Here is a 19,416-nt window from a genome sequence, read left to right on the forward strand (position 1 = left end):
CCGACACCCCGAAAGACATTCTCGGCAAGGGAGAATTCTCATGCGTATGCGCTCTTGGAAGTTCCGTGCAGGTCTCGTCCTCTCGACGACTCTGATCGGTGCCGGTGCGATGGTGCCCGCCGCGACGGCCGTGCCGGCGCAGCCGAGCCACGTGACCGCGGCCCCCACCGGTCAGCAGCTCGGCTCCGGGTTCGGCAGCGGTGACATCCGGCCCGGCGGAAGCCGCTTCGGCGGCGGCACGGCGCTCGGCGGGGTCAAGGTGGGCAACGGCAGTGTCCGCGTCGGAGACGGGGTCTGTGCGGGCAACTGCAACGGGTCGGTCAACGGGACGAACAGCGGCAAGGGCGGGATCTGTGCCGGGCTGTGCAACGGCAGCGCCAACGGCGGCAACGGCACCACCGGCCAGCCGGGAGGCAACGGCACGAACGGTGGCAAGGGCGGTATCTGCGCGGGCGTGTGCAACGGCAGCGCGAACGGCGGCAACGGCGGCAACGGCGGCAACGCGCTGCCCGGCGGCGACGGTGGCAACGGCGGCGCGGGCGGCGACGGCGGGATCTGCATCGGCGTCGGCTGCCAGACCAGCGGCCAGGGCGGCCGCGGCGGCAATGGCGGCAACGACTGACCCGCCACCGGCTCCACCTCCCGGCCCAAGGCCGGCGGCGATCTCGCCGCCGGCCTCTCCGCTGCCCGGCCCACCCGTACCGTTGCCGGCCCACCCGTACCGCAGCCCGGCCGCCTCGTACGTACGACCGGCCGCCTCCCCGTCGAGGGGGAGGCGGCCGGGGCGCGTGTGCTTCCGTAGCGTCTGCGGGAGTGGGCTGGTCGCGTGGACACGACGAAGCGCGGGGATCCACCCTCACGGTGGATCCCCGCGCTCAGTAGCCCGCCGGGGGCGGGCGCCGCGTCGTTTTGGCGCCGGTCGTTCGGTCAGAGTCCCAGGGAGATGGCCAGCCGGGTCAGTTCCGCCGTGCTGTGGATGCCCAGCTTGGCCCGGATGCGGCGCAGGTAGGCGTCGACCGTGTGCTTGGAGAGCCCCATGTTGCGGGCCGCCTGCAGGTAGGTGCACCCGGCGGCGATGTGTCCCAGTGCCTCCTGCTCACGCGGGGCCAGCGCAGGTGCGGTCGCGGATGCGGTCGCGGGTGCGGGGACTTCGGTGTGCGGCGCGATGAGTGTGAGGCTCATGGGATTTCCTCCGACGAATCGGTTCGGTCATCAGTGCTCACGCCCTCGGAAGCAGGGGACATATCGCCGAATGTCGCTGTATGTCCTTGTTAAAGAGCCTGTCGCTCCGACTTCATGACCGTGTCCGCCGACTGTCACAGGCGTGTCACAGGGACCGTCCGCCCGCCCTCAAAATCCGACGAGGGACTGCTCCGCCCAGATGGTCTTTCCGATGGGGGCGTGCCGCGTGCCCCAGCGCTGGGCGAGCTGGGCGACCAGCATCAGGCCCCGCCCGCCCTCGTCGAAGGTGCGGGCACGCCGCATGTGCGGGGCGGTGTTGCTCGCGTCCGAGACCTCGCAGATCAGCGTGGTGTCCTCGTGGATGAGCCGCAGCTGGATGGGCGGCTGGCCGTAGCGGATGGCATTGGTGACCAGCTCGCTGACCACGAGCTCGGTGACGAAGGCGGCCTCGTCGAGCCCCCAGGCCGCCAGCTGGTCGGTGGCCTGGCGACGGGCGTCGCCGACGACGGAGGGATCGGACGACAGGTCCCACATGACGACCTTGTCGGCGTGCAGGGCCCTGGTCCGGGCGACCAGCAGGGCGACGTCGTCATCGGGACGGTGGCTCAGCATGGTGGTCAGTACGCGGTCGCAGACCGTCTCCAGCGTGGCGGCCGGACGGGCGAGGGCCGCGAACATGGTGTCCAGGGCCTCGTCGATGTCGTGGTCGCGGGCTTGCAGCAGACCTTTCGTGTACAGGGCGAGGATGCTGCCCTCGGGAAGCTCGACCTCGATCGTCTCGAAGGGCAGGCCCCCCAGGCCCAGCGGCGGCCCCGCCGGGACGTCGAGGAGGTACACGGAGCCCTCGGGGGAGACCACGGCGGGCGGGGGGTGCCCGGCCCGGGCGACGGTGCAGCGGCTGGTGACCGGGTCGTAGACCACGTACAGACAGGTGGTGCCGATCCCCCCGGCGGATTCCCCTGCGGCCTCCCGGTCGGCCTCGTCGGCGGACAGGTGGATGATGAGGTCGTCGAGATGGGTGAGCAGCTCGTCCGGCGGCAGGTCGACGTCGGCCAGCGTCCGTACGGCGGTGCGCAGCCGGCCCATGGCGGCGGAGGCACGGATGCCGTGGCCGACGACATCGCCAACGACCAGGGCCACGCGGGCGCCGGACAGCGGGATCACGTCGAACCAGTCGCCGCCCACCCCGGCCTCGGTAGCGGCGGGCAGGTAGCGGGTGGCGATGTCCAGCGCCGACTGGTTCGGGAGCGTGTGCGGCAGCAGGCTGCGCTGCAGCGTCATGGTGCTGGTGTGCTCCCGGGAGGGCCGGCTCGCCTTGTGGACGCTGAGGGCCGCCCTGCTCGCCAGTTCCTCGGCCAGCCGCAGGTCCTCCGGCCGGAAGGGCTCCCGGTGCTGCTGGCGGCTGAACACGGCCAGGCCGAGCGTGGTACCGCCGGCCCGCAGCGGCACCAGCATCAGCGAGTGGGTCGCGTACTCGTTGATCCAGGCGGCCCCGGGGTCCTGGCCCGTCCACAGGGCGATGGCCGGGTCCGTGGTCGCGAACACCGCGCCGCGGCCCGTCGCCATACACGCGACGGGAGGGGACTGTGGCGGATAGAGGGTCGTCTCCCCGACCCCGACGGGTGACTGCGGTGTTTCCTCCATGGCCGACCGTACGGCGGTGCGGCACACGGAGACCGGCCCGGCGGCCGGACCGAAGGACGCCTCGTCTTCGCGCGGGAGCGGCTCCAGCAGGTCGATGACCGCGAAGTCGGCGAGCCCGGGGACGGCGGCGGCGGCCAGTTGTTCCGCGGTGCGGGTGGTGTCCGAGGTCGTGCCCACGGGGGCGCCGGCGAGGTTCGGCAGCAGCATCTCCTGCGGGGCCACCTGTGGCGCCGTCCTGCCGTGCGCGGCCAGGTACACGGCGCGCACCCGGCCCTCGGGGTCCCGCAACGGGGCCAGCGAGGTCGACCAGCCCTGCTCCGCGCCCGCGCCCCGGGAGGGGACGAAGGCATCCACGTGCTGCGGTTCGCCGGTCTCCAGCACCCGGCGCATGCTCCGCTCGGTCGCGTCGCTCACGGGATCCGGCGCGATGTCCGGCAGACGCAGCCCCCGCATCTCGGCCTCCGTGAGGGCGAGCATCTTCTCCATACCGGCGTTCGCCCGTACGAGCCGCAGGTCGGCGTCGAAAACCGCCAGCAGGCAGGGGGACTGGGCGAAGGTCCACTCCGGCAACGGTTCGGCCCAGGGCGTGCCGGGCTCGCCCGCCACGGCGGACACCACCAACCACTGGTCGGTACCGCTGGTGGACGTCCAGCGGTGCGCGAGCAGCGGCACCTCCAGCCGTCGGCCGTCGCGGTGGCGCAGCGCCACCGTGCCGTTCCACCGCTCCTGCCCGGGCGCCGGGATCCGCCGCACCGTCTCGCTCCCGCCGTCCGCGAGCAGGCGGGAAGCGGGAACTCCCACGACCTCGGAGGCCGCGTAGCCGAGGAGTCGACGTGCGTCCTCACTCCATTCGGTCACGATCCCCTGATCGCTGACGGTGGCCGTGGCCGTCGCCGTGGCCGTGGACGCCCGCTGGTCGTGCGCCGCCCCGTGCACGGGGTTCGTCTCCTCCGGCCGCTCACCAGGAGAGGTGGGAAGTTGCTCCATCGCCGCTCATCTCACCCTCGCTAGTTCCTCTGCCGCCGCTCCTGCGGCAACCTGCACGGCCGGGGGCTCCACTGACAAGCATGATCCGGCAGGGCAATGAGCACCAACGCAGTGCTCTCACGGACGGGGCACGGACGGCTGGTGTCACGGGCGCGCGAGGACGAGGGCGAGGACCGCGTCCCCCTCCTGCCACACCATCGCGCGGCGTGGCCCGCTCAGTACGGGCGGCCGCAGGCCGAGGATCGCGATGCGGAGCGGAGCCGCGCCGAAGATCCCGCTCCGGTCGGCCTTCACCGCCGCTTCCTTCAGCGCCCAGGCACCGGCCATGACCTCCGGCCGGTCCGTTCCGACGAGGGAGAGCTCCGCGGGGGAGAGGGCGTGGTCCGCGACACGGCGTACCGCGGCCGCCGAGGCGGTCGGGCACAGGTCCACTCCCACCGGTTGCGGGGCGACGGCGGCGGCGACGTGGCCGGCGGTGTGGCTGAGGGAGAGGTGCACCGCGGGCGCCGGGCTGCCGCCGACGCGGGCGTAGGGGCTCCCGTCGTCGCGCGGAAGGATCTCCACATCGCTCTCCGGCGCGGCGAGGACCTCGCCGACCAGGCGCTTGGCGAGCAGACGGCCGGCCAGCCACTCGGACTGCCGCCAGGCCGGCAGTGCCCGTACCACGCGCTCTTCGGCCGGTGAGAGAACCGGTACCTCACGCAGGCCGGGGCGCCGGGCCACGATGAGGGCGGCTGCGCCCCACCGCTGTACGGCGCCCGGCGCGATCGACGGGAAGGGGGTGTGCATGGCGGCGGGGTCAGGCGGCGGCGAGGACGGTGTCCAGGCGCCGCAGCTCGCGTTCCAGCGTGGTCACCGCCTGACGGATCTGTTCGGGCGTGTGGTCGGAGGTGATGAAGAACCGCAGCCGCGCGAGCTCCTCCGGTACCGCCGGATAGAGGATGGGATTGACGCTGATGCCCTGGCGGAAGAGGGCCTCCGCCAGTCGCAGCGTCTTCATCGAGTCCCCGACGATGCACGGGACGACCGGCGTGTCGTGACTGTCCCCGGTGTCGATGCCCGCTTCGCTCGCGAGGCGGACGAACAGGGCTGCGTTCTGGGCGAGACGGGCCACGCGCTGCGGCTCGGCGCGCAGCACGCGCAGGGCGGTCAGCGACGCGGCGGTGTCCGCCGGGGTCATGCCGGCGCTGTAGACGAAGCCCGGCACGGTGTAGCGCAGGTACTCGACGACCGAGCGGCTCCCGGCGACGTAGCCACCGCAGCTCGCGAGTGCCTTCGACAGGGTGCCCGACCACAGGTCGACGGCCGAGCGGTCGATGCCGAAGTGCTCGCCGACGCCGCGCCCGGTCGCGCCGATCGTTCCGATGCTGTGCGCCTCGTCGATCATCAGCAGCGCGCCGTGCCGGCGCTTGACCTGGACGAGGGCGGGCAGGTCGGCGATGTCGCCGTCCATGCTGTACACGCCCTCGATGACGACGAGCACCCGTCGGTACTGGTGGCGGACCTGCGTGAGGAGGGCGTCGAGGGCGGCGGCGTCGTTGTGGGGGAACGGCCGCCGGGTCGCGCCGGAGAGCTTGCAGCCCTGCAGGATGCTGTCGTGGGCGAGGGAGTCGTGGATCACGAGGTCCTCGGGTCCGACGAGATGCCCGATCACGGTGACGTTGGTGGCGTGCCCGTTGGCCAGGGTGATCGCGGCTTCGCATCCGAGCAGGCCGGCGAGTTCCGTCTCCAATTCCACGTGGAGGGGACGGCTGCCGGACAGCAGCCGGCTGGCGGACACCGACGTGCCACAGCGTTCGATGGCCTCCTTGGCCGCTTCGCTCACCCGGGGGTGCGTCGCCATCCCGAGGTAGTTGTAGCTGGAGAACGAGAGGAGTTCCCGGCCGTCGACGACGGTCGTGTCGGTCATGCCGCCCTCGTGGACGAGGAAGTAGGGATTGGCCAGGCCCAGCCGGGCGATCGTGCCGACGCGCTCACCGTGGGCGGTGACCTCGGGGAAGCACTCGATCCGCGTGTGCTCCTCGGGCTGCGCGGCGGGGGTGGGGTCGGCGGGCGGGAGGGCCGAGGGCGGGTCGACGAGCGGTGCGGGCGGAGCCGGCGGGGAGATGTCGCTGGGGACCGGGCGTGGTCCGGGGACGGCTGCCGGTACGGCGTCCGCGGAGCCGTTCGCGATCAGCGCGGCGATCCTCCCGACGGTCGGCCGGTCCGCGATCGTCTCGTCGAACATCCACCGCGGCCACTGCCGCTTGAGGGACGTGAACAGGTCGGTGAGCATCAGCGAGTCGAAGCCGAGATCGTCGATCAGCAGCTGGTCGTCGCGCAGATGACTCACCGGAAACGCGCTGATCCGGGCCACGTGCGCGAGTACGGCCTCCTTGACCTCGTCCAGGTTCCCGATCAGCGAGGGCTCCTTGTCGGCCGCCGCGCGGGGAGCGGGAGCGGGCGGGGGTGAGGCCGGGGCCGGCGCCGGGGCCGGGGGCGCGGGTGCGGCTGCGACGGGCGCCGGTGCGGCGACCTCGGCGGGGCGTTGTTCGCTGAGCGCCTCGCCGAGGCGGGTGAGCAGGCTGACCTGCTGCTGAACCAGCTGGAGCAGTTCGTTCATGCGGTCGTTCACGGGGTTGTTCACGGGGTCGTGCATCGAGGTCTCCTGGGTCTGTACGGGCTGTGCGGGCTGTACGGGCTGTGCGGGCTGTACGAGCTGAAGGGGCCGCGGCGGGAGGGCATCAGCGGAGGCTGCCTTTTGCGCCGGGCGCGAGCCCTGCACCCAGTAGGACTGGGTTTCGAGCCTCGCCACGGGCAGGTCCAGCAGACGCCGTTCCTCCACGGGAACCAGCGCGCGCGGGTCGACCGGGGCGCCCAGGACCGCGAGCCGGGCGAGGGCCCCTACGAAGGCGCGGCCGCTGTCCGGCACCTCCCCGGCCGCGGGGATGACGTGCACGTCGCCGTGGCCGGTGAGGTTGCGGCGGACCGAGCTGAGGAGCGAGCTGCCGCCGGTCACCTGGAGGAAGACGCGGGCACCCTCGCCGTAGGCCGTGCGTACGGCGTCCCCGAAGTGGACCGGCGCGGACGCGTGCCGGGCCCACAGCTCCCGCAGGCGGTCGGGCTCGGTGCAGACCTCGCCGCTCACGGACGAGACGAACGGCAGGACGGGACGGCTGATGCGGCGGTCCGCGAGGTCCGCGCGCATGGTCTCCTCGGCCGAGGCCACCAGCGGTGAATGGAAGGCGTTGGACACCTCCAGCGCCACCGTGACGATCCCGGCCCCGGCGCAGGCCCGCCGCATGGCCGCGAGTCCGTGCGCCGTGCCGCTGACCACGACCTGCCGCGGCTGGTTGAAGCAGGCGAGCCACACGTCGTCGATGCCGTCGATGAGCCGGCGGCAGGTCTCCTTGTCGCTCTGCACGGCGAGCATCCCGCCCCCGAGACCGGTCCCGGCCTGCCGGAGGGCAGCGCCGCGGCGGGCCAGCAGCCGGATGGTGCCCTCGTCGGTGAGGGCTCCCGCCGCCGCGGCCGCGGCGAACTCCCCGACGCTGTGGCCGAGGGCGAGGTCGGGCGTGATGCCGCAGTCGGCCAGCAGCCGGGTCGCGGCCGTCTGGACGGTACCGAGCAGGGGCTGGCACACCTCGGTGGCGGCGATCCGCTGCCTGAGCTCCTCGGGATCCCGGTGCGGCGTGGCCGCCTCCCGGTACAGCAGGCCGCTGAGGTCGAGGCCGGTGTCCTGCCCGGCCACGGCGCTCAGGGTGTTGACGGCCGCCCGGAAGCCGGGGAACCTCTCGTACAGGTCCTGCATCATGCCCGGCTGCTGGCTGCCCTGCCCGGGGAAGAGGAAGGCGATGCGGCGCTGCCCGGCCGGCAGCGGAGCCCCGGCGGCGTAGGCGCCGTCGCCGAGGTCGCCCGTGGCCCCCTCGGCGAGCCGGCGGCGCGCCCGGCGCAGCCGCTCGGTGAACTCCTCCGTGTCGGCGGCGACGATCGCGAGCCGCGCCTTCATCGGTGCGCGCGCGCCCAGGGTGTGGGCCAGGGCCGTGACCGGCGGGCGGTCCGCCGTGTCGAGGCCGTCGAGCAGGTCGAGCACCGCGCCGGCGTGCTGCTCCAGCAGCTGGAGGCTGCCGGCCGAGAGCAGGACCAGCTGGGGACCGGCCGCCGCGGCGCACACCGGGGCGGGGCGGGCGGCCGGGACCGGTCGCTCCTCCAGTACCACGTGGACGTTCGTGCCGCCGAAACCGAAGGAGCTGACGGCCGCACGCCGCGGAGCACCCGCGCTCGGCCAGGGCCGCGCCGTGGCGGCGAAGCGCAGGCCGGCGGCGGAGACGCCCAGGTCCGGATGGGGGGCGGCCTGCGGCTGCGGCACGATCGTGCGGTGGTGGACGACCAGGGCCGTCTTGATCAGCCCGGCGATGCCCGCCGCGGACAGCGAGTGCCCGATGAGGGCCTTGCCCGAGCCGAGGTAGCACAGGCTGGTGTCGTCGTCGGGGAACTCGGTGCGCAGCCTGCGCAGTGCCTCGATCTCCGCTCGGTCACCGGCTGCCGTGCCGGTGCCGTGGGCCTCCAGGAAGCCCACGGAGGAGGGGGCCACGCCTGCGTCGTCGTAGGCCCGGCGCATGGCGCGAAGCTGGCCTTCGGCGGTGGGGAGCAGGGGTCCCGGTGACGCGCCGTCGTTGGCGGAGCCGATGCCCTTGATCACCGCGTAGACGCGGTCGCCGTCGGCCAGCGCGTCGGACAGCGGCCGTATGACGACGACACCGGCGCCCTCGCCGAGGACGAATCCGTCGGCACCCTCCTCGAACGGGCGGCACACCCCGGTGGCGGACAGCGCCCGGAGCCTGGAGAAGCCGACCAGGCTGTCGGGGGTGAGGTTGAGGTACACCCCGCCGACGACGGCGATCCGGCAGGTGCCCTGGCGCAGGTGCGCGATCGCCTGGTCGAGGGCGACCAGGGAGCCGGAACAGGCCGCGTCGACGGCGAAGCTGGGGCCGCCGAGGTCGAACTGCCGGCTGACGGTGCCGGAGGCCATGTTGAGCAGGCTCCCGGGCAGGGTGAAGGCATCGACGGCGCCGAGCCGCCCTGGCTCTTCCCGGACGGCGCGCTGTCCACCGGGGCCGTCCGCCGCGCCTGCCCCGCCGGCCAGGGTGATGGCCCGGATGGGTGCCGTCACCAGGTCCTTGTACTCGGACACCGACAGGCCGAAAAACACTCCGGTGTTCTCCCGGTCGAAGTCGCCCCGGCCCAGCCCCGCGTCGTCGAGCGCTTCACGGGAGACGTCCAGCATCAGCCGGTGCTGCGGGTCCATCGCCCGGGCGCGCGCCGGCGGAACTCCGTAGTGCAGGGCGTCGAAGCGGTCCACGTGCTCCAGGAAGGCGACCTGGTCGGTGTACGCGGTGTTGGGGACCGTCCGGTCGCCAGGTTCGTGGAAGGCCTCGTGGTTCCAGCGCTCCGCCGGGACCGCGGAGAACTGCCGTTCCCCGCTCATCAGGAGCTTCCAGTACGCGTGGATGTCGGGGGCGCCGGGGAAGCGGCACCCGAGTCCGGTGATCGCGATGTCGGTCATGAGGGGTCTTCCTTGTCCTGGTGCCCTGGGTGGCAGCGACCGGCGCGGCGAGGTGGGACGAGCGCCACGCGGTCGGCACGGCTGGAATTCCACCGTGCCCGGACAAAGGAGGAGGCCGTAGCCCCGGTTATTCGTACCTTGACAGACCCGACGGAGCAGGTGCCGCTCTCCGGCGTGCGGGGGAGCGGCCCCGTACGGCCGGGCGGTGATCGCTTACGGGGTGATGGCGTCGTACTGCAGCACCCGGTAGGGCGACTGCCCGACCTGACCGTTCCACTGCGACACGATCAACGTCAGCGACGCCGGGCCGGCGCTGCCCGGATGGATGTATCCGCCGTAGAGGAAGGGCAGCTCCGGCTTGCCCCAGTGCTGGGGCGGCCACGAGCTGTTCCCGACGATCTGCGGCCTGGGCGCGGTCCACACGGCATCCGGCCGGGACGCGGTCCGGGTGCAGATCGAGTAGTCGGCCACGTCGAAGTAGCTCATGCAGTACGTGCCGCCGATCCGCTTCACCGAGAACTCCCCGATGTTGTTCCCGGTCAGGATCGGCGTGGGCTGGACGTCCCTCGTCCACTGCCAGCGGTTGTCCGCGAAGGCCCAGTTCTGCTGGGCGCCGAAGTTCCCGGCGCGGAAATCGTCGGGCCAGATGCGGAACAGCTGGATCGCGCCGCCGTCGGCGGTGTTGCGGTGGCTGCCGTTCCACCGCTTGGAGAAGATGTACAGCCAGCCGTCGGGGTCGATGCCCGCGAAGGACCACATCCCGTACATGGACTGGTTGACGCCCTGCGTGTCACCGGCCCAGTGGTACGGGTAGTCGTGCCAGGAGACGCCGTGGTCGTCGGAGTACGCCACCCCCGACATCAGCGAGCCGTCGTAGCCGGCGGGCGGGTTCCACACGGCCACCGAGGTGTACTGGATGTAGGTGCGGCCGCCGAACTCGATGCAGTCGTTCGGGATCCGGCTGACCTCCCAGCCGTGCCCGTTGTCCTGCTCGTGCCGGTAGTCGAACATCTGCCAGGCTGCGCCGCCCCTCGGCTGCGCCCAGGTGAAGGAGATCGGGGTCGCGCCCGAGGCGTCGAAGGAGGCCTGGTTGAGCATGACCGGCGAGCCGAGGTAGGTGCCGCTCAGACCGGGACCGGCCCAGGAGTCCCCGAAGACGTAGCCCCAGGAGTCGTCGTGCTCGCGACGGTAGGGGATGGCGAGGTCACCCGACCCCAGGCCCTGCGCGTTCGCCGAGTCACCGGGCTGCTCGCACAGGGGCGTACCCCGCTGGACGGTGGGTGCCGCGGCGGCGGGCGTCGCGCCGGCCAGGCCCGCGCCCGCCGCGAGGGCGACCCCGGCTCCGGCCCGGAGGACCGTCCTGCGGGTGACGGCGGCGGAGCGGTCGCCGGAACGTGAAGGCTGGGACATCAGTCATTCCTCCAGTGGGTGTTGATAGGGGAGTGGGGTGGGGGGCGAACGCGGCGACGCGACGGAAGAGGCCGGTCCGGTCACTTGGCAAGGGACCCTGAAGCCACCCTGACCTGCGGGCCTGTGAAGTTACCCACAGGTCCGACGGTGCGGAAAGCGAAGTCACCGCGTCTGCGGGCGGGTTGGATATGACCATGGACCTCGCCGCCGAAACCCCTGCGGCCCACCGGTGCCTCCCCACCGGAGGGCGCGGGTCTCCCCGTGGCCCTCCGGCAGGAAGCGGCCCGGAGTACGAGGTCTCGTGGCGCTCCCCCGCCTCTCGTACGCCGTGAACCGGGGTCATTCAAACCGGAGTCGAGCTTCCTTGTCCCGGCCCGGTGACCCCGTCGGACAGTTCCCGGACAATCGCCGGACATCGCAGCCTGCCCGCCCCCCTCGCGGAGAAGGAGGACCACGACATGGGACGCCAGGAACAGCCGCTCGATCCCGGGCAGGGCCCCCTGGCCCGATTCGCCCATGACCTGCGCGAATTACGACGGCGGGCGGGAAGCCCGCCCTACCGTGAGCTCGCCACCCGCGCCCACTACTCCGCTTCCACCCTGGCCGACGCCGCGTCCGGCAACCGGCTGCCCAGCGCCGCGGTGCTGGCGGCGTTCGTGAGCGCGTGCGGCGGGGACCCGCAGGAGTGGGAACAGCGCCGGATCCGGACCCACGACCTCATCACCGCCCCGCCGACGGAGCCGCCTCCGCCAGCCCCGCCCGCGGACCCGCCCCCGCCGCCTGCGGACTCCCCCCTGAGCGCGGCGCCCGCGACCCAGGTCGGACCGCCATGGCGGGGAGGCCTACCCAGGCCTCACGGAGCAGCACCATTGAGGCGACAGGCCGCTCTGGGCATCGCCGCGGCCGCCTTGGTCGCGCTGGGCGTGGCCGTGTCCGGCGATGCGGGCCCGCGGCAGGCGCCCGTACCCGCCCAGGACCGGGCGCAGCACGGGCCGGCGACGCCGACGAGCTCCCGATCTCCCGAGGACGCCGCGTGGTTGCGTACGGACGCCGACATCCCACCGCGCTACCGGAGCCTGATCGTCGAGGCGGGCAGGATGTGCGGCGTTCCGCAGATCACCCCGGCGCTGGTGGCGGCCATCCTCAAGACCGAGAGCGGGTTCGATCCCGGGCTCAGCGATCCGGCCAAGGACGAATACGGCATCGCCCGTTGGACCCCGCGCGTCCTGCGGTACTACCTGCCCCCCGACCGGCAGCACGCCGTGCCGGAGCCCCCGCTCACCCCCGAGGACTCGATCCCCGCGCTGGGCAGGATGCTCTGCGCCATCGCCCCCGAACTGGAGGGCGTCCCCGGGGATCCCGCGCTCAACCTCGCCGCCGCCTACCGGATCGCCACCTGGAGGGTGCAGAAGCAGGGCGCGGAGCTCGAACGCATCCGGCCCTACCTCGACCAGGTCCGCACCTCGATGCTCGACTACCGCCCACCGTCGAGCCCTCCCTCTAGCGGCGGCGCCCCCTGACCCCCGTCCGGGCACGCGGCCCGGCTGCCACCGCACACGGGTTAGCATCGCGGCCATGCAGAGGCCCGAGGAAGCCGGTCCCACCGCGGGGGCGACGCCGTCCCCCTGGCGCGCCACCGTCGTGCAACACCGACGGAAGGCCGGCGACCCGCCGCAGGAGCCGGACCGTGTCGAAGGGCAGCCGCTCGCGTGGCGCGACGACCTGCGGATCCACGGCGAACCGGGAGAGATCAGCTGCGTCGACGCGGCCGGCCGCACCCGTTGGACCCTGCGGTGTGCCGGCGTCCCCAACGCCGCCCATGTATCCGGCGGTCGGGTCCTCGTCACCACGGACTCCACCGAGTACACCGCCTGGGGTCACCTCGGCCCGGCCCTGCTGGTGGACCTGGCCGAAGGCACCCTCATCGCCGAACTGCGCGGCGAGCGCGGCGCGGCGCTGCGCGGCGGCCGCTTCCTGCTCGGCCGCCGGCTCCGTGCCACCGTCCTCGCCGAGCTCCTCACCGTCGAACCCGACCGGGCGTGGGCGTACACGGCGATCCTGCACCGCGACGGTGACCTCCTCACCGCGAGGATCGGTGCGCCCCATCCACGCCGCGAGGACCGGCACACCGTCCACACCTGGACGATCGCCCTCCACCAGGGCCCGTGAGCACCCGGGGCCGGCCCGATAACGCCTGAATTCCCGCACCAGTCGGCGTTACTCGTCGTACCCCCACGCATGCAACGGGTGGTTCCGGCAGTCGGACCAGAGGCCCCTTGACGTACTCCGGAAAGGCCCGGATGGCACTTGTCAATATGCAAAATGCACGGGGACGAATGCGGAGTGAATCTGTCTGACGTCACCTTCGACTGCTAACGTCGAAATTGCTTCCAGGGGCCGAGGCCGCGGTAACTGGCGGATTATTCGTGGTTACTCGCAACACAGCGGATCGATGATGTCAGGCGGCCGTCGACGGGGGTCGTGCCGGGGGAGTCAGGTCATGCCGTACCAACCTACAGGCCGCATTGCGCCGCGGGGTGAAGGGGCGGATTTCGCCGAAGACACCCGACCGTGTACTCACACCGGCTCCGCCTGACCATCGAGACGAAGCTGGATGGCGAGCGGTACGAATCGCTGGACCAGGAGTGAAAATGCAGCCTCACCGGAAGAGTTGGTTCACATGCACTGCAAGACCGATATAGATGTAACCTCCGAGGAAGTCAACGAAGAGGTCAGGCAGCTTGACCCGCTCAAGCTGGACGAAGAGCTCCGTACTCTGTCGAAAATGAATGACTCCGCGGACGTCGGCGCGCTGGCGCGCGTCCTCGGTGAGGCCCTTCCCTCCAGGGAGTGCATCGCCGCCTTCACACTCCCCGAGTGCATCGCTGCCATGCGTGACCTCGGTATGTACCTCGGAAGTCTCAAAAGGCACGGCGTGTCGGCCTTCGATGTCATCCCCAGCGCCACCGCGTCATTCCAGCTGCTGGGTCAGCGCACGCACATGATCCCGCGGGACACGGTGTATCACTACACGTGCTGGAATCCGGTGGGTGAGCGGGAGCGCCTCTACAGTGGGCAGCAGATGGAGCGCAATCTCATCGGCGCGGTGCGCGCGTGCGTGCCGGACCTCGCCCACGCCGTCGACGTCGGCCGCGCGCTCCAGGGTGACGATCCGGCCAGTCCTGCCTACGCGGACAAGATGGAGTGCCTCGCGGCGCACATATCGGCGGCCGACAGGGCGATGGTCAGTGTCATAGAACACGTCACCCCGGAATTCTTCGCCCAAGTGCTCAGACCGTTCTTCGAGGATGTCCACATAGCGGGCCAGAGGTATATGGGACCCGCTGCCGCTCACATCCCGCTCTTCCTCATCGACGTCCTCCTCTGGGCGTCCGATCGCGGGAGCCCCGAATACTTGAAGTTCTGCGACGAGGTCGCCCTGCACACCCTCCCCAGCTGGCAGGAACGGTATGCGGACTGGGCGCACATGCCGTCCATCTCCTCCCGCCTCACCGCGGCCCTCGGCGATACCTGTGCGTCACCCGAGGTGGAACGCGTGCAGTCCAGCGCGAGAGGCCTGCGCAAAGCCCTCAGATCGCTCACTTCGTTTCGCGGTAAGCACCTCGTGATGGCGCGACGTGCTTATCACGTCGAGGTGGGGCTCTATGAACTGGGCAGTGGGGGAGGGAGCGTGGAGCTCCTCGAAGAGATCCTCACCCTCACGAGGCACAACGGAGCCATGATCGGCGCGCCCGGAGCGACCTCGGCACCACGCATTCCTACGCCATGATTCCTGCGCCGTGATTCCTACGCTGCGACCTACGGGAGTGAAGTGAAGGCGACGAAAATCATCGTTGCCGGGTCCGGGATAGCCGGACTGGCCGCCGCGATCAGTCTGCACGCGGCAGGATGTGAGGACGTCACCGTCTTCGAGTCCGACTCCGACCTCCGCTCGCTCGGGCTCGGGCTGAACATACTGCCCAACGCCGTGCGCGAGCTCGCCGAGCTCGGATTGCTGGACGAGTTACTGGAGTGCGCGATCCGCACGCAGGAACTGGCGATGTACAACCCGCAGGGAAATCTCGTGTGGCGGGAAGACCGCGGACTCCTGGCCGGCTACAAATGGCCCCAGATCTCGATATCCCGCTCCCACCTCGTCCTGGTCCTGGCCAAGGAAGTGCGACGCCGCCTGGGCGACAGCGCCATCGTCACCGACGCCAGACTGGTTGCCCTGGTCAATGAGCCCGGCCGGACCTGCGGCATCTTCGAGGAACGGGACGGCCGCCGGCGGACCGTCGAGGGCGACGTGCTCATCGGCGCCGACGGAATCCATTCGGCTGTGCGAGCGCACTTCTATCCCGCCGAGGGCCCTCCGCCGACCAACGGGATGACCCTGTACCGGGGGACCGCTTGGGGGGACAGGTTCCTCACGGGACGTTCCATGGCCGTACTGGGCGATGACAGACGGCGGCTCGTCCTGTACCCGATCGACCAGGACGAGACGACGGGCCAAACCCTGATCAATTGGGTGGCCGCCTTCCCGGACGCCCCGGCCGACGGGGCCGGGCGCCCCTCGGAGGACGATGCAGCACGGCGGGCGTCCGTCCTCAGCCAATTCGGCGCCTGGTCACCCCCTGGGGTCGACCTCGCGGCCCTGCTGGACGACACGCCGCGCGTACAGCGGTATCCGATGATCGACCGGGATCCCCTCCCGCGGTGGACGTTCGGCAACGTGACGCTCCTGGGCGACGCCGCCCACGCGATGTACCCCGCCGGATCGAACGGGGCCACGCAGGCGGTCATCGACGCGCGCGTGCTGGCGTGGCACCTTGCCGCACACCGCGACGCCGACGTCGGCGAGGCGCTGCAGGCGTACGAAGACGAACGCCGGCCACAGATGACGGAACTGCAAAGGAGCAACCGCTCCATGGGCCCGGAAAGAGTCATCACCCTGGCTCATGAACGAGCCCCGCACGGTTTTGAAGACGTGAGGGACGTCTTCAGCGAAGAGGAACTCGCCGAAATCTCCCGCAACTACGCGGTGACGGGGAAATTCGATCAGGACTGGGTCAATTCGCGGCCCTCGCTGTCTGTCAGTTCATCACGATCATCAGCCGGCCACGCGGCGCAACACCTGGAGTACAGAGTGACGGACACAGCCCGGCGGGATGACAAGTCCGAGGCCGTCAAGGAAACCAGTTTCATCACGGCGGTCATCAGAGCCATGGAAAACGGTCTCCCGGACCCGTACCTGGTGGACCGTCATGCCACGCTGCTGAGCACACCCCGGTCGAAGATGATGGCGGACGAGGCACTGGCCGCAGGCGGTACGGTGGGCTCAGTGATCGTGCGAGGCCGTTTCGGCGACCTCGCACTCACTCAAGCGGTCGCCGAGGGAATCACGCAAGTGGTGTGCCTCGCGGCGGGAAGCGACACGCGCGCGTGGCGTCTCCCCCTTCCCGCGAGCACCCGGTTCTTCGAAATCGATCTGCCGGGCCAGCTGGAAGCGAAGGAGGAGCTTCTCGCGTCGGTCGAGGACCAGCTCACCTGCCGCCGCGTCTCCCTCAGCGCGGACCTTCGGGACGAGACATGGCCCCGGCAGCTGGAAGCCGCCGGCTACGAAGCGGACAAGCCCACGGTCTGGATCATCGAAGGCTTGCTTCCGTACCTGCAGCTCGAACACTTCACTCGGCTGATCGCGAACGTCACGAAGCTGTCGAGCCGTGGTTCGGTGCTGCTGATCGACGCACCGCACGCCGAGTTCTACCGCGATCCGGTCAATGAGAAGTTCCTGGCGTTCATGAAGTCCCGAGGATCCGCGTTCCAGCTGGGGTTGGAGGATTTCGGCAGCTTCCTCGGCGAGCGCGGCTGGCAGGCCGAGGCCTACACCTTGAGGCAGCTGGCAGAAGGCGCCTGCGCCTGGTTGCCGGCTCCCCCCGAGCGCCTTTGCCCTTCCCACGACCATCACTGGGTAGCCCGCGCACACCTCGCCTCCTGACGGGGAGCGGAATGCGGCGGCCCGGTCGGGCCGCCGTGACTCGGGACAGCCATGACGAGCACGTCATCCCCTACGAGATCATGCGTTGGTTCATGGAGCAGGTGGCGGACCAGGTGGAACGCTGCCGCATCGCATGCGTGTAGGAGGGGTGGGAAGCAGTGGAATCATCTTGATCCTGTCAGGCGTGATCACGGCGGCGGAACCGTCCTGGATAACCCCGTTTACCGGGCTGAGCCCGCGCGTCTTCGGCAAGTTGGTGCGCGGACACCCGCCCGGCCGTTGTGGTCGGTGAGCCTTTGCCCGGCAGTCGCAACGACTGCCGGGCACGGGAGGAGTCTGGCGCGAAGGCCGCCGTGGAGACGGCTCCCCCCTCGCAGTCTCGGAGGAGAATCAGGCGAGGCAGAACTCGTTGCCCTCGATGTCCTGCATCGTGATGCACGACTCGTTGACGCCATCGGCGCGCTGCGTCAGCACGTGTTTCGCACCGAGTGCCATCAGCCGTGCGCATTCGGCCTCGAGTGTGGCCAGGCGCAGGTCACCCACGAGCCCTGTACCGACCCGCACATCAAGATGCACCCGGTTCTTGGCGACCTTGCCTTCGGGAACTCGCTGGAAGAGCACGCGCGGCCCCACACCCGAGGGATCAGCGCACGCGAAGTAGACCTCGTCCTGAGGCGGCAGTGAGCGGTGGTACTCCTCCCACGTGGCAAAGCCCTCCGGGACTGGGGGTACGACGTACCCCAGCACCTCGCACCAGAAGGCGGCGAGGCGCGCAGGTTCCGCGCAGTCGAAGGTCACTTGGAGCTGCTTGATCGTTGACATCGACGCACGATAACAGGGGCCCTGCCCACCTCCCCGGGGCGGGTGGATCCACACCCGTGCCTGCTTGCCCATGGCGTCCTCGACGAGGGGCAGTTGCTCTCTCATTGCCAACGAATGAGGGGTGTCAGGGTGTGCTCTCGCTCAGGGGGACCACGATCCCGGCGCTCTCGGCCGCCACGGCGACCGCGTAGTCGAAGAAGGCGGCCTCGTCCTTGACGCTGTCGTGGGTCCGGCTGAACACCTGGAACACCAGGAGTCCGATGAGACTGCTCCACAGGACGATCCCGCGCTCGATGATGTCCGAGTACGGTGCCTCCGGTACGCCGCCGAACAGCTCCACCGCCGAAGGCAGGAGCAGCGGCGGCCCGGGCACCGTACGCCGGGGCGCGACGAGTTCACCGTCGACGAGTGCCGCACGCACGATGCCGGCGAGCACCGCGGGGGTGCGCGACGCGGGAGGGACCGTGTCCTGCGGGGCGTGGTAGCCCGGGACGGGCGAGCCGTAGATCAGGGTGAACTCCGCGGGGTGCGCGAAGGACCACTCCCGCAACGCGCGCATGACGGCCAGCAGCCGCGCACCCGCTGACGCGTGAGCGTCGCCGGCGCCCTGATCGGCCTGCTCCATCGCCGCGCCGGACGCGTTGTAGGCATCGATGACCAAGGCGGTCAGCAGGTCGTCCCGGTGCGGGAAGACGGCTTCCACATCGGTGATCACAAGGCCACAGGCATGCGCGACGGAGTCCAGGGCCAGCCCGTCGGCGCCCGTTTCCATGAGCTGTTGACGCGCGGTGTTCTTGATTATGGTCGGCAGGGACATGGCGCCGTCGGTCGAACTTGCTGCGAGAACATCCATGTTCACACCGTACCCGCGGGCACCGGCAGGCCGGACTGGTCCGTCTCGCCAGGAGCACGGGTGGTGGGGGCGCGCCCGTGCGGGGTCTTCAGTTGCCACTGCCGAAGTGCCAGGCTCCGATGTCGCGGTAGTGGATGGGGCCCGGGCCGCGGCCGAGGTTGCTGGCGACGAGGTGGAGGCGTTCGGTGTGCCACGGGCGGCCGGAGAACGCGGTGAGCCGGGTCGCGGCTTCGACCGCGGAGGTGACGTCGTTGCGTCGGGCTCGGGCGAGTGTCAGGTGGGGGCGTAGCGGCCGGTCCTGGAAGGCGATCCCGCAGTCCTTGACCAGCTCACGCACCTGGGTGGCGAGGCGGTGCAGTCCTGCGACGTCTCCGTCGATTCCGCTCCACAGGACGCGCTCGTCGAAGTGGCCGCCGCCGCGCAGGGCCAGCCGGAGGGGCGGGTGGGTTGCCGCGAGGTCTGCGAGTCCCGGCTCCAGGAGGCCAACGGCCGTCACGGGGAGCTCCCCGAGGAACGCCAGGGTGATGTGCCAGTCCTCGATGCGGTTCCACCGCATGCGCGGGTAGGCCTCGTACGAGGGGCGCAGCTCCCGTGCCAGTTCGTCCTTCGCGTCGTCGGGCGGGGCGAGGGCGATGAATATCCGCACGGTCGCGGGCCGGGTCTCATGGTTCACAGGAGACTTCGTACCGTGTCCGGGGCCGTCCCGTCACATTCGCCCCCCTCGCGCGGGCAGCTGGACGGCGAGGCGCCAGTGGTGCGGTCCGTCCGGGGCGGAGTGGAATTCGCCGTGGAGCAGTCGGATGCGTTCGGCCAGTCCGGACAGGCCGTGGCCGGAGGTCGGGAAGGTACGCGGGGCGGGGGTGGGGGCTGTGCCGGCACCGGTACGCGTGCGTGCGCCGGTTCGGTTGATCACGGTGAGGGCCAGTCCGTCGGGGGTGGCCGTCACGTGGACCTGGATGGGGTCGCCGGTTCCGT

13 protein-coding genes and 3 pseudogenes are annotated in these 19,416 nt (G+C 71.0%); 7 read left to right on the top strand and 9 right to left on the bottom strand.

The genetic code is table 11. The features are described 5' to 3' along the window. Nucleotides 1-40 precede the first annotated feature (40 nt). Nucleotides 41-622: a hypothetical protein gene (locus AC07DU_RS22775; RefSeq protein WP_479113192.1), complete on the top strand. Its 582-nt coding sequence runs from the start codon at nt 41-43 to the stop codon at nt 620-622. A 305-nt stretch (nt 623-927) separates the two neighbouring features. Here the strand turns inward: AC07DU_RS22775 and AC07DU_RS22780 are convergent, their stop codons facing one another. From AC07DU_RS22780 to AC07DU_RS22800, 5 genes are all read right to left on the bottom strand, one after another. Further along, on the bottom strand, nt 928-1,182 hold the full coding sequence (locus AC07DU_RS22780) for a response regulator transcription factor (protein ID WP_479033998.1): 255 nt from the start codon (nt 1,180-1,182) through the stop codon (nt 928-930). Between the two features lie 168 nt (nt 1,183-1,350). Continuing rightward, on the bottom strand, nt 1,351-3,813 hold the full coding sequence (locus tag AC07DU_RS22785) for a SpoIIE family protein phosphatase (protein WP_479113194.1): 2,463 nt from the start codon (nt 3,811-3,813) through the stop codon (nt 1,351-1,353). A gap of 144 nt (nt 3,814-3,957) precedes the next feature. Continuing rightward, nucleotides 3,958-4,602: a 4'-phosphopantetheinyl transferase family protein gene (locus tag AC07DU_RS22790; RefSeq protein WP_479034004.1), complete on the bottom strand. Its 645-nt coding sequence runs from the start codon at nt 4,600-4,602 to the stop codon at nt 3,958-3,960. A gap of 10 nt (nt 4,603-4,612) precedes the next feature. Next, a complete protein-coding gene (locus AC07DU_RS22795; protein ID WP_479113196.1) occupies nt 4,613-9,358 on the bottom strand; it encodes a type I polyketide synthase in 4,746 nt (1,581 codons plus the stop codon). A gap of 213 nt (nt 9,359-9,571) precedes the next feature. Continuing rightward, nucleotides 9,572-10,768 carry a DUF4185 domain-containing protein gene (locus tag AC07DU_RS22800; protein WP_479034009.1) on the bottom strand — a complete coding sequence of 399 codons (1,197 nt, stop codon included), beginning with the start codon at nt 10,766-10,768 and terminating at the stop codon, nt 9,572-9,574. Nucleotides 10,769-11,226: 458 nt separating this feature from the next. Here AC07DU_RS22800 and AC07DU_RS22805 point away from each other — a divergent pair, with 458 nt between their 5' ends. The 6 genes and pseudogenes from AC07DU_RS22805 to AC07DU_RS22830 all read left to right on the top strand — a co-directional run. Continuing rightward, nucleotides 11,227-12,288, top strand: coding sequence for a helix-turn-helix domain-containing protein (locus AC07DU_RS22805; RefSeq protein WP_479113198.1), 1,062 nt, complete (start codon nt 11,227-11,229; stop codon nt 12,286-12,288). Nucleotides 12,289-12,343: 55 nt separating this feature from the next. Next, a complete protein-coding gene (locus AC07DU_RS22810; protein ID WP_479034015.1) occupies nt 12,344-12,937 on the top strand; it encodes a hypothetical protein in 594 nt (197 codons plus the stop codon). 511 nt (nt 12,938-13,448) lie between these two features. After that, a complete protein-coding gene (locus AC07DU_RS22815) occupies nt 13,449-14,558 on the top strand; it encodes a monodechloroaminopyrrolnitrin synthase PrnB family protein (protein WP_479113200.1) in 1,110 nt (369 codons plus the stop codon). 42 nt (nt 14,559-14,600) lie between these two features. Next, nucleotides 14,601-16,766, top strand: a complete 2,166-nt coding sequence (locus AC07DU_RS22820) for an SAM-dependent methyltransferase (RefSeq protein WP_479113202.1) — start codon at nt 14,601-14,603, stop codon at nt 16,764-16,766. A gap of 175 nt (nt 16,767-16,941) precedes the next feature. Further along, nucleotides 16,942-17,025: pseudogene (locus tag AC07DU_RS22825) on the top strand (IS5/IS1182 family transposase); the annotation flags it as partial. Nucleotide 17,026: 1 nt separating this feature from the next. After that, nucleotides 17,027-17,122, top strand: a pseudogene (locus tag AC07DU_RS22830) (IS5/IS1182 family transposase); the annotation flags it as partial. A 34-nt stretch (nt 17,123-17,156) separates the two neighbouring features. On the opposite strand, the gene AC07DU_RS22835 reads toward AC07DU_RS22830, so the two are convergent. The 4 genes and pseudogenes from AC07DU_RS22835 to AC07DU_RS22850 all read right to left on the bottom strand — a co-directional run. Continuing rightward, the gene (locus tag AC07DU_RS22835) at nt 17,157-17,588 is read right to left on the bottom strand and encodes a VOC family protein (RefSeq protein ID WP_479113204.1); all 432 of its coding nucleotides are present in this window, start codon (nt 17,586-17,588) and stop codon (nt 17,157-17,159) included. Between the two features lie 124 nt (nt 17,589-17,712). Then, nucleotides 17,713-18,441 (bottom strand): TetR-like C-terminal domain-containing protein, encoded by a 729-nt coding sequence (locus tag AC07DU_RS22840; RefSeq protein ID WP_479113206.1) that lies wholly within the window; start codon nt 18,439-18,441, stop codon nt 17,713-17,715. Between the two features lie 88 nt (nt 18,442-18,529). Then, nucleotides 18,530-19,114, bottom strand: a complete 585-nt coding sequence (gene thpR / locus AC07DU_RS22845; protein WP_479034033.1) for an RNA 2',3'-cyclic phosphodiesterase — start codon at nt 19,112-19,114, stop codon at nt 18,530-18,532. A 33-nt stretch (nt 19,115-19,147) separates the two neighbouring features. Further along, a pseudogene (locus tag AC07DU_RS22850) lies at nt 19,148-19,416 on the bottom strand (hypothetical protein); the annotation flags it as partial.

Source organism: Streptomyces sp. NPDC045695, from assembly GCF_056432025.1.

Excerpts from the sequence above, each read along its gene's own strand:
- AC07DU_RS22775 (WP_479113192.1), top strand. The coding sequence starts at position 41 with ATGCGTATGCGCTCTTGGAAGTTCCGTGCAGGTCTCGTCCTCTCGACG.
- AC07DU_RS22780 (WP_479033998.1), bottom strand. The coding sequence starts at position 1,182 with ATGAGCCTCACACTCATCGCGCCGCACACCGAAGTCCCCGCACCCGCG.
- AC07DU_RS22785 (WP_479113194.1), bottom strand. The coding sequence starts at position 3,813 with ATGGAGCAACTTCCCACCTCTCCTGGTGAGCGGCCGGAGGAGACGAAC.
- AC07DU_RS22790 (WP_479034004.1), bottom strand. The coding sequence starts at position 4,602 with ATGCACACCCCCTTCCCGTCGATCGCGCCGGGCGCCGTACAGCGGTGG.
- AC07DU_RS22795 (WP_479113196.1), bottom strand. The coding sequence starts at position 9,358 with ATGACCGACATCGCGATCACCGGACTCGGGTGCCGCTTCCCCGGCGCC.
- AC07DU_RS22800 (WP_479034009.1), bottom strand. The coding sequence starts at position 10,768 with ATGTCCCAGCCTTCACGTTCCGGCGACCGCTCCGCCGCCGTCACCCGC.
- AC07DU_RS22805 (WP_479113198.1), top strand. The coding sequence starts at position 11,227 with ATGGGACGCCAGGAACAGCCGCTCGATCCCGGGCAGGGCCCCCTGGCC.
- AC07DU_RS22810 (WP_479034015.1), top strand. The coding sequence starts at position 12,344 with ATGCAGAGGCCCGAGGAAGCCGGTCCCACCGCGGGGGCGACGCCGTCC.
- AC07DU_RS22815 (WP_479113200.1), top strand. The coding sequence starts at position 13,449 with ATGCACTGCAAGACCGATATAGATGTAACCTCCGAGGAAGTCAACGAA.
- AC07DU_RS22835 (WP_479113204.1), bottom strand. The coding sequence starts at position 17,588 with ATGTCAACGATCAAGCAGCTCCAAGTGACCTTCGACTGCGCGGAACCT.
- AC07DU_RS22840 (WP_479113206.1), bottom strand. The coding sequence starts at position 18,441 with ATGGATGTTCTCGCAGCAAGTTCGACCGACGGCGCCATGTCCCTGCCG.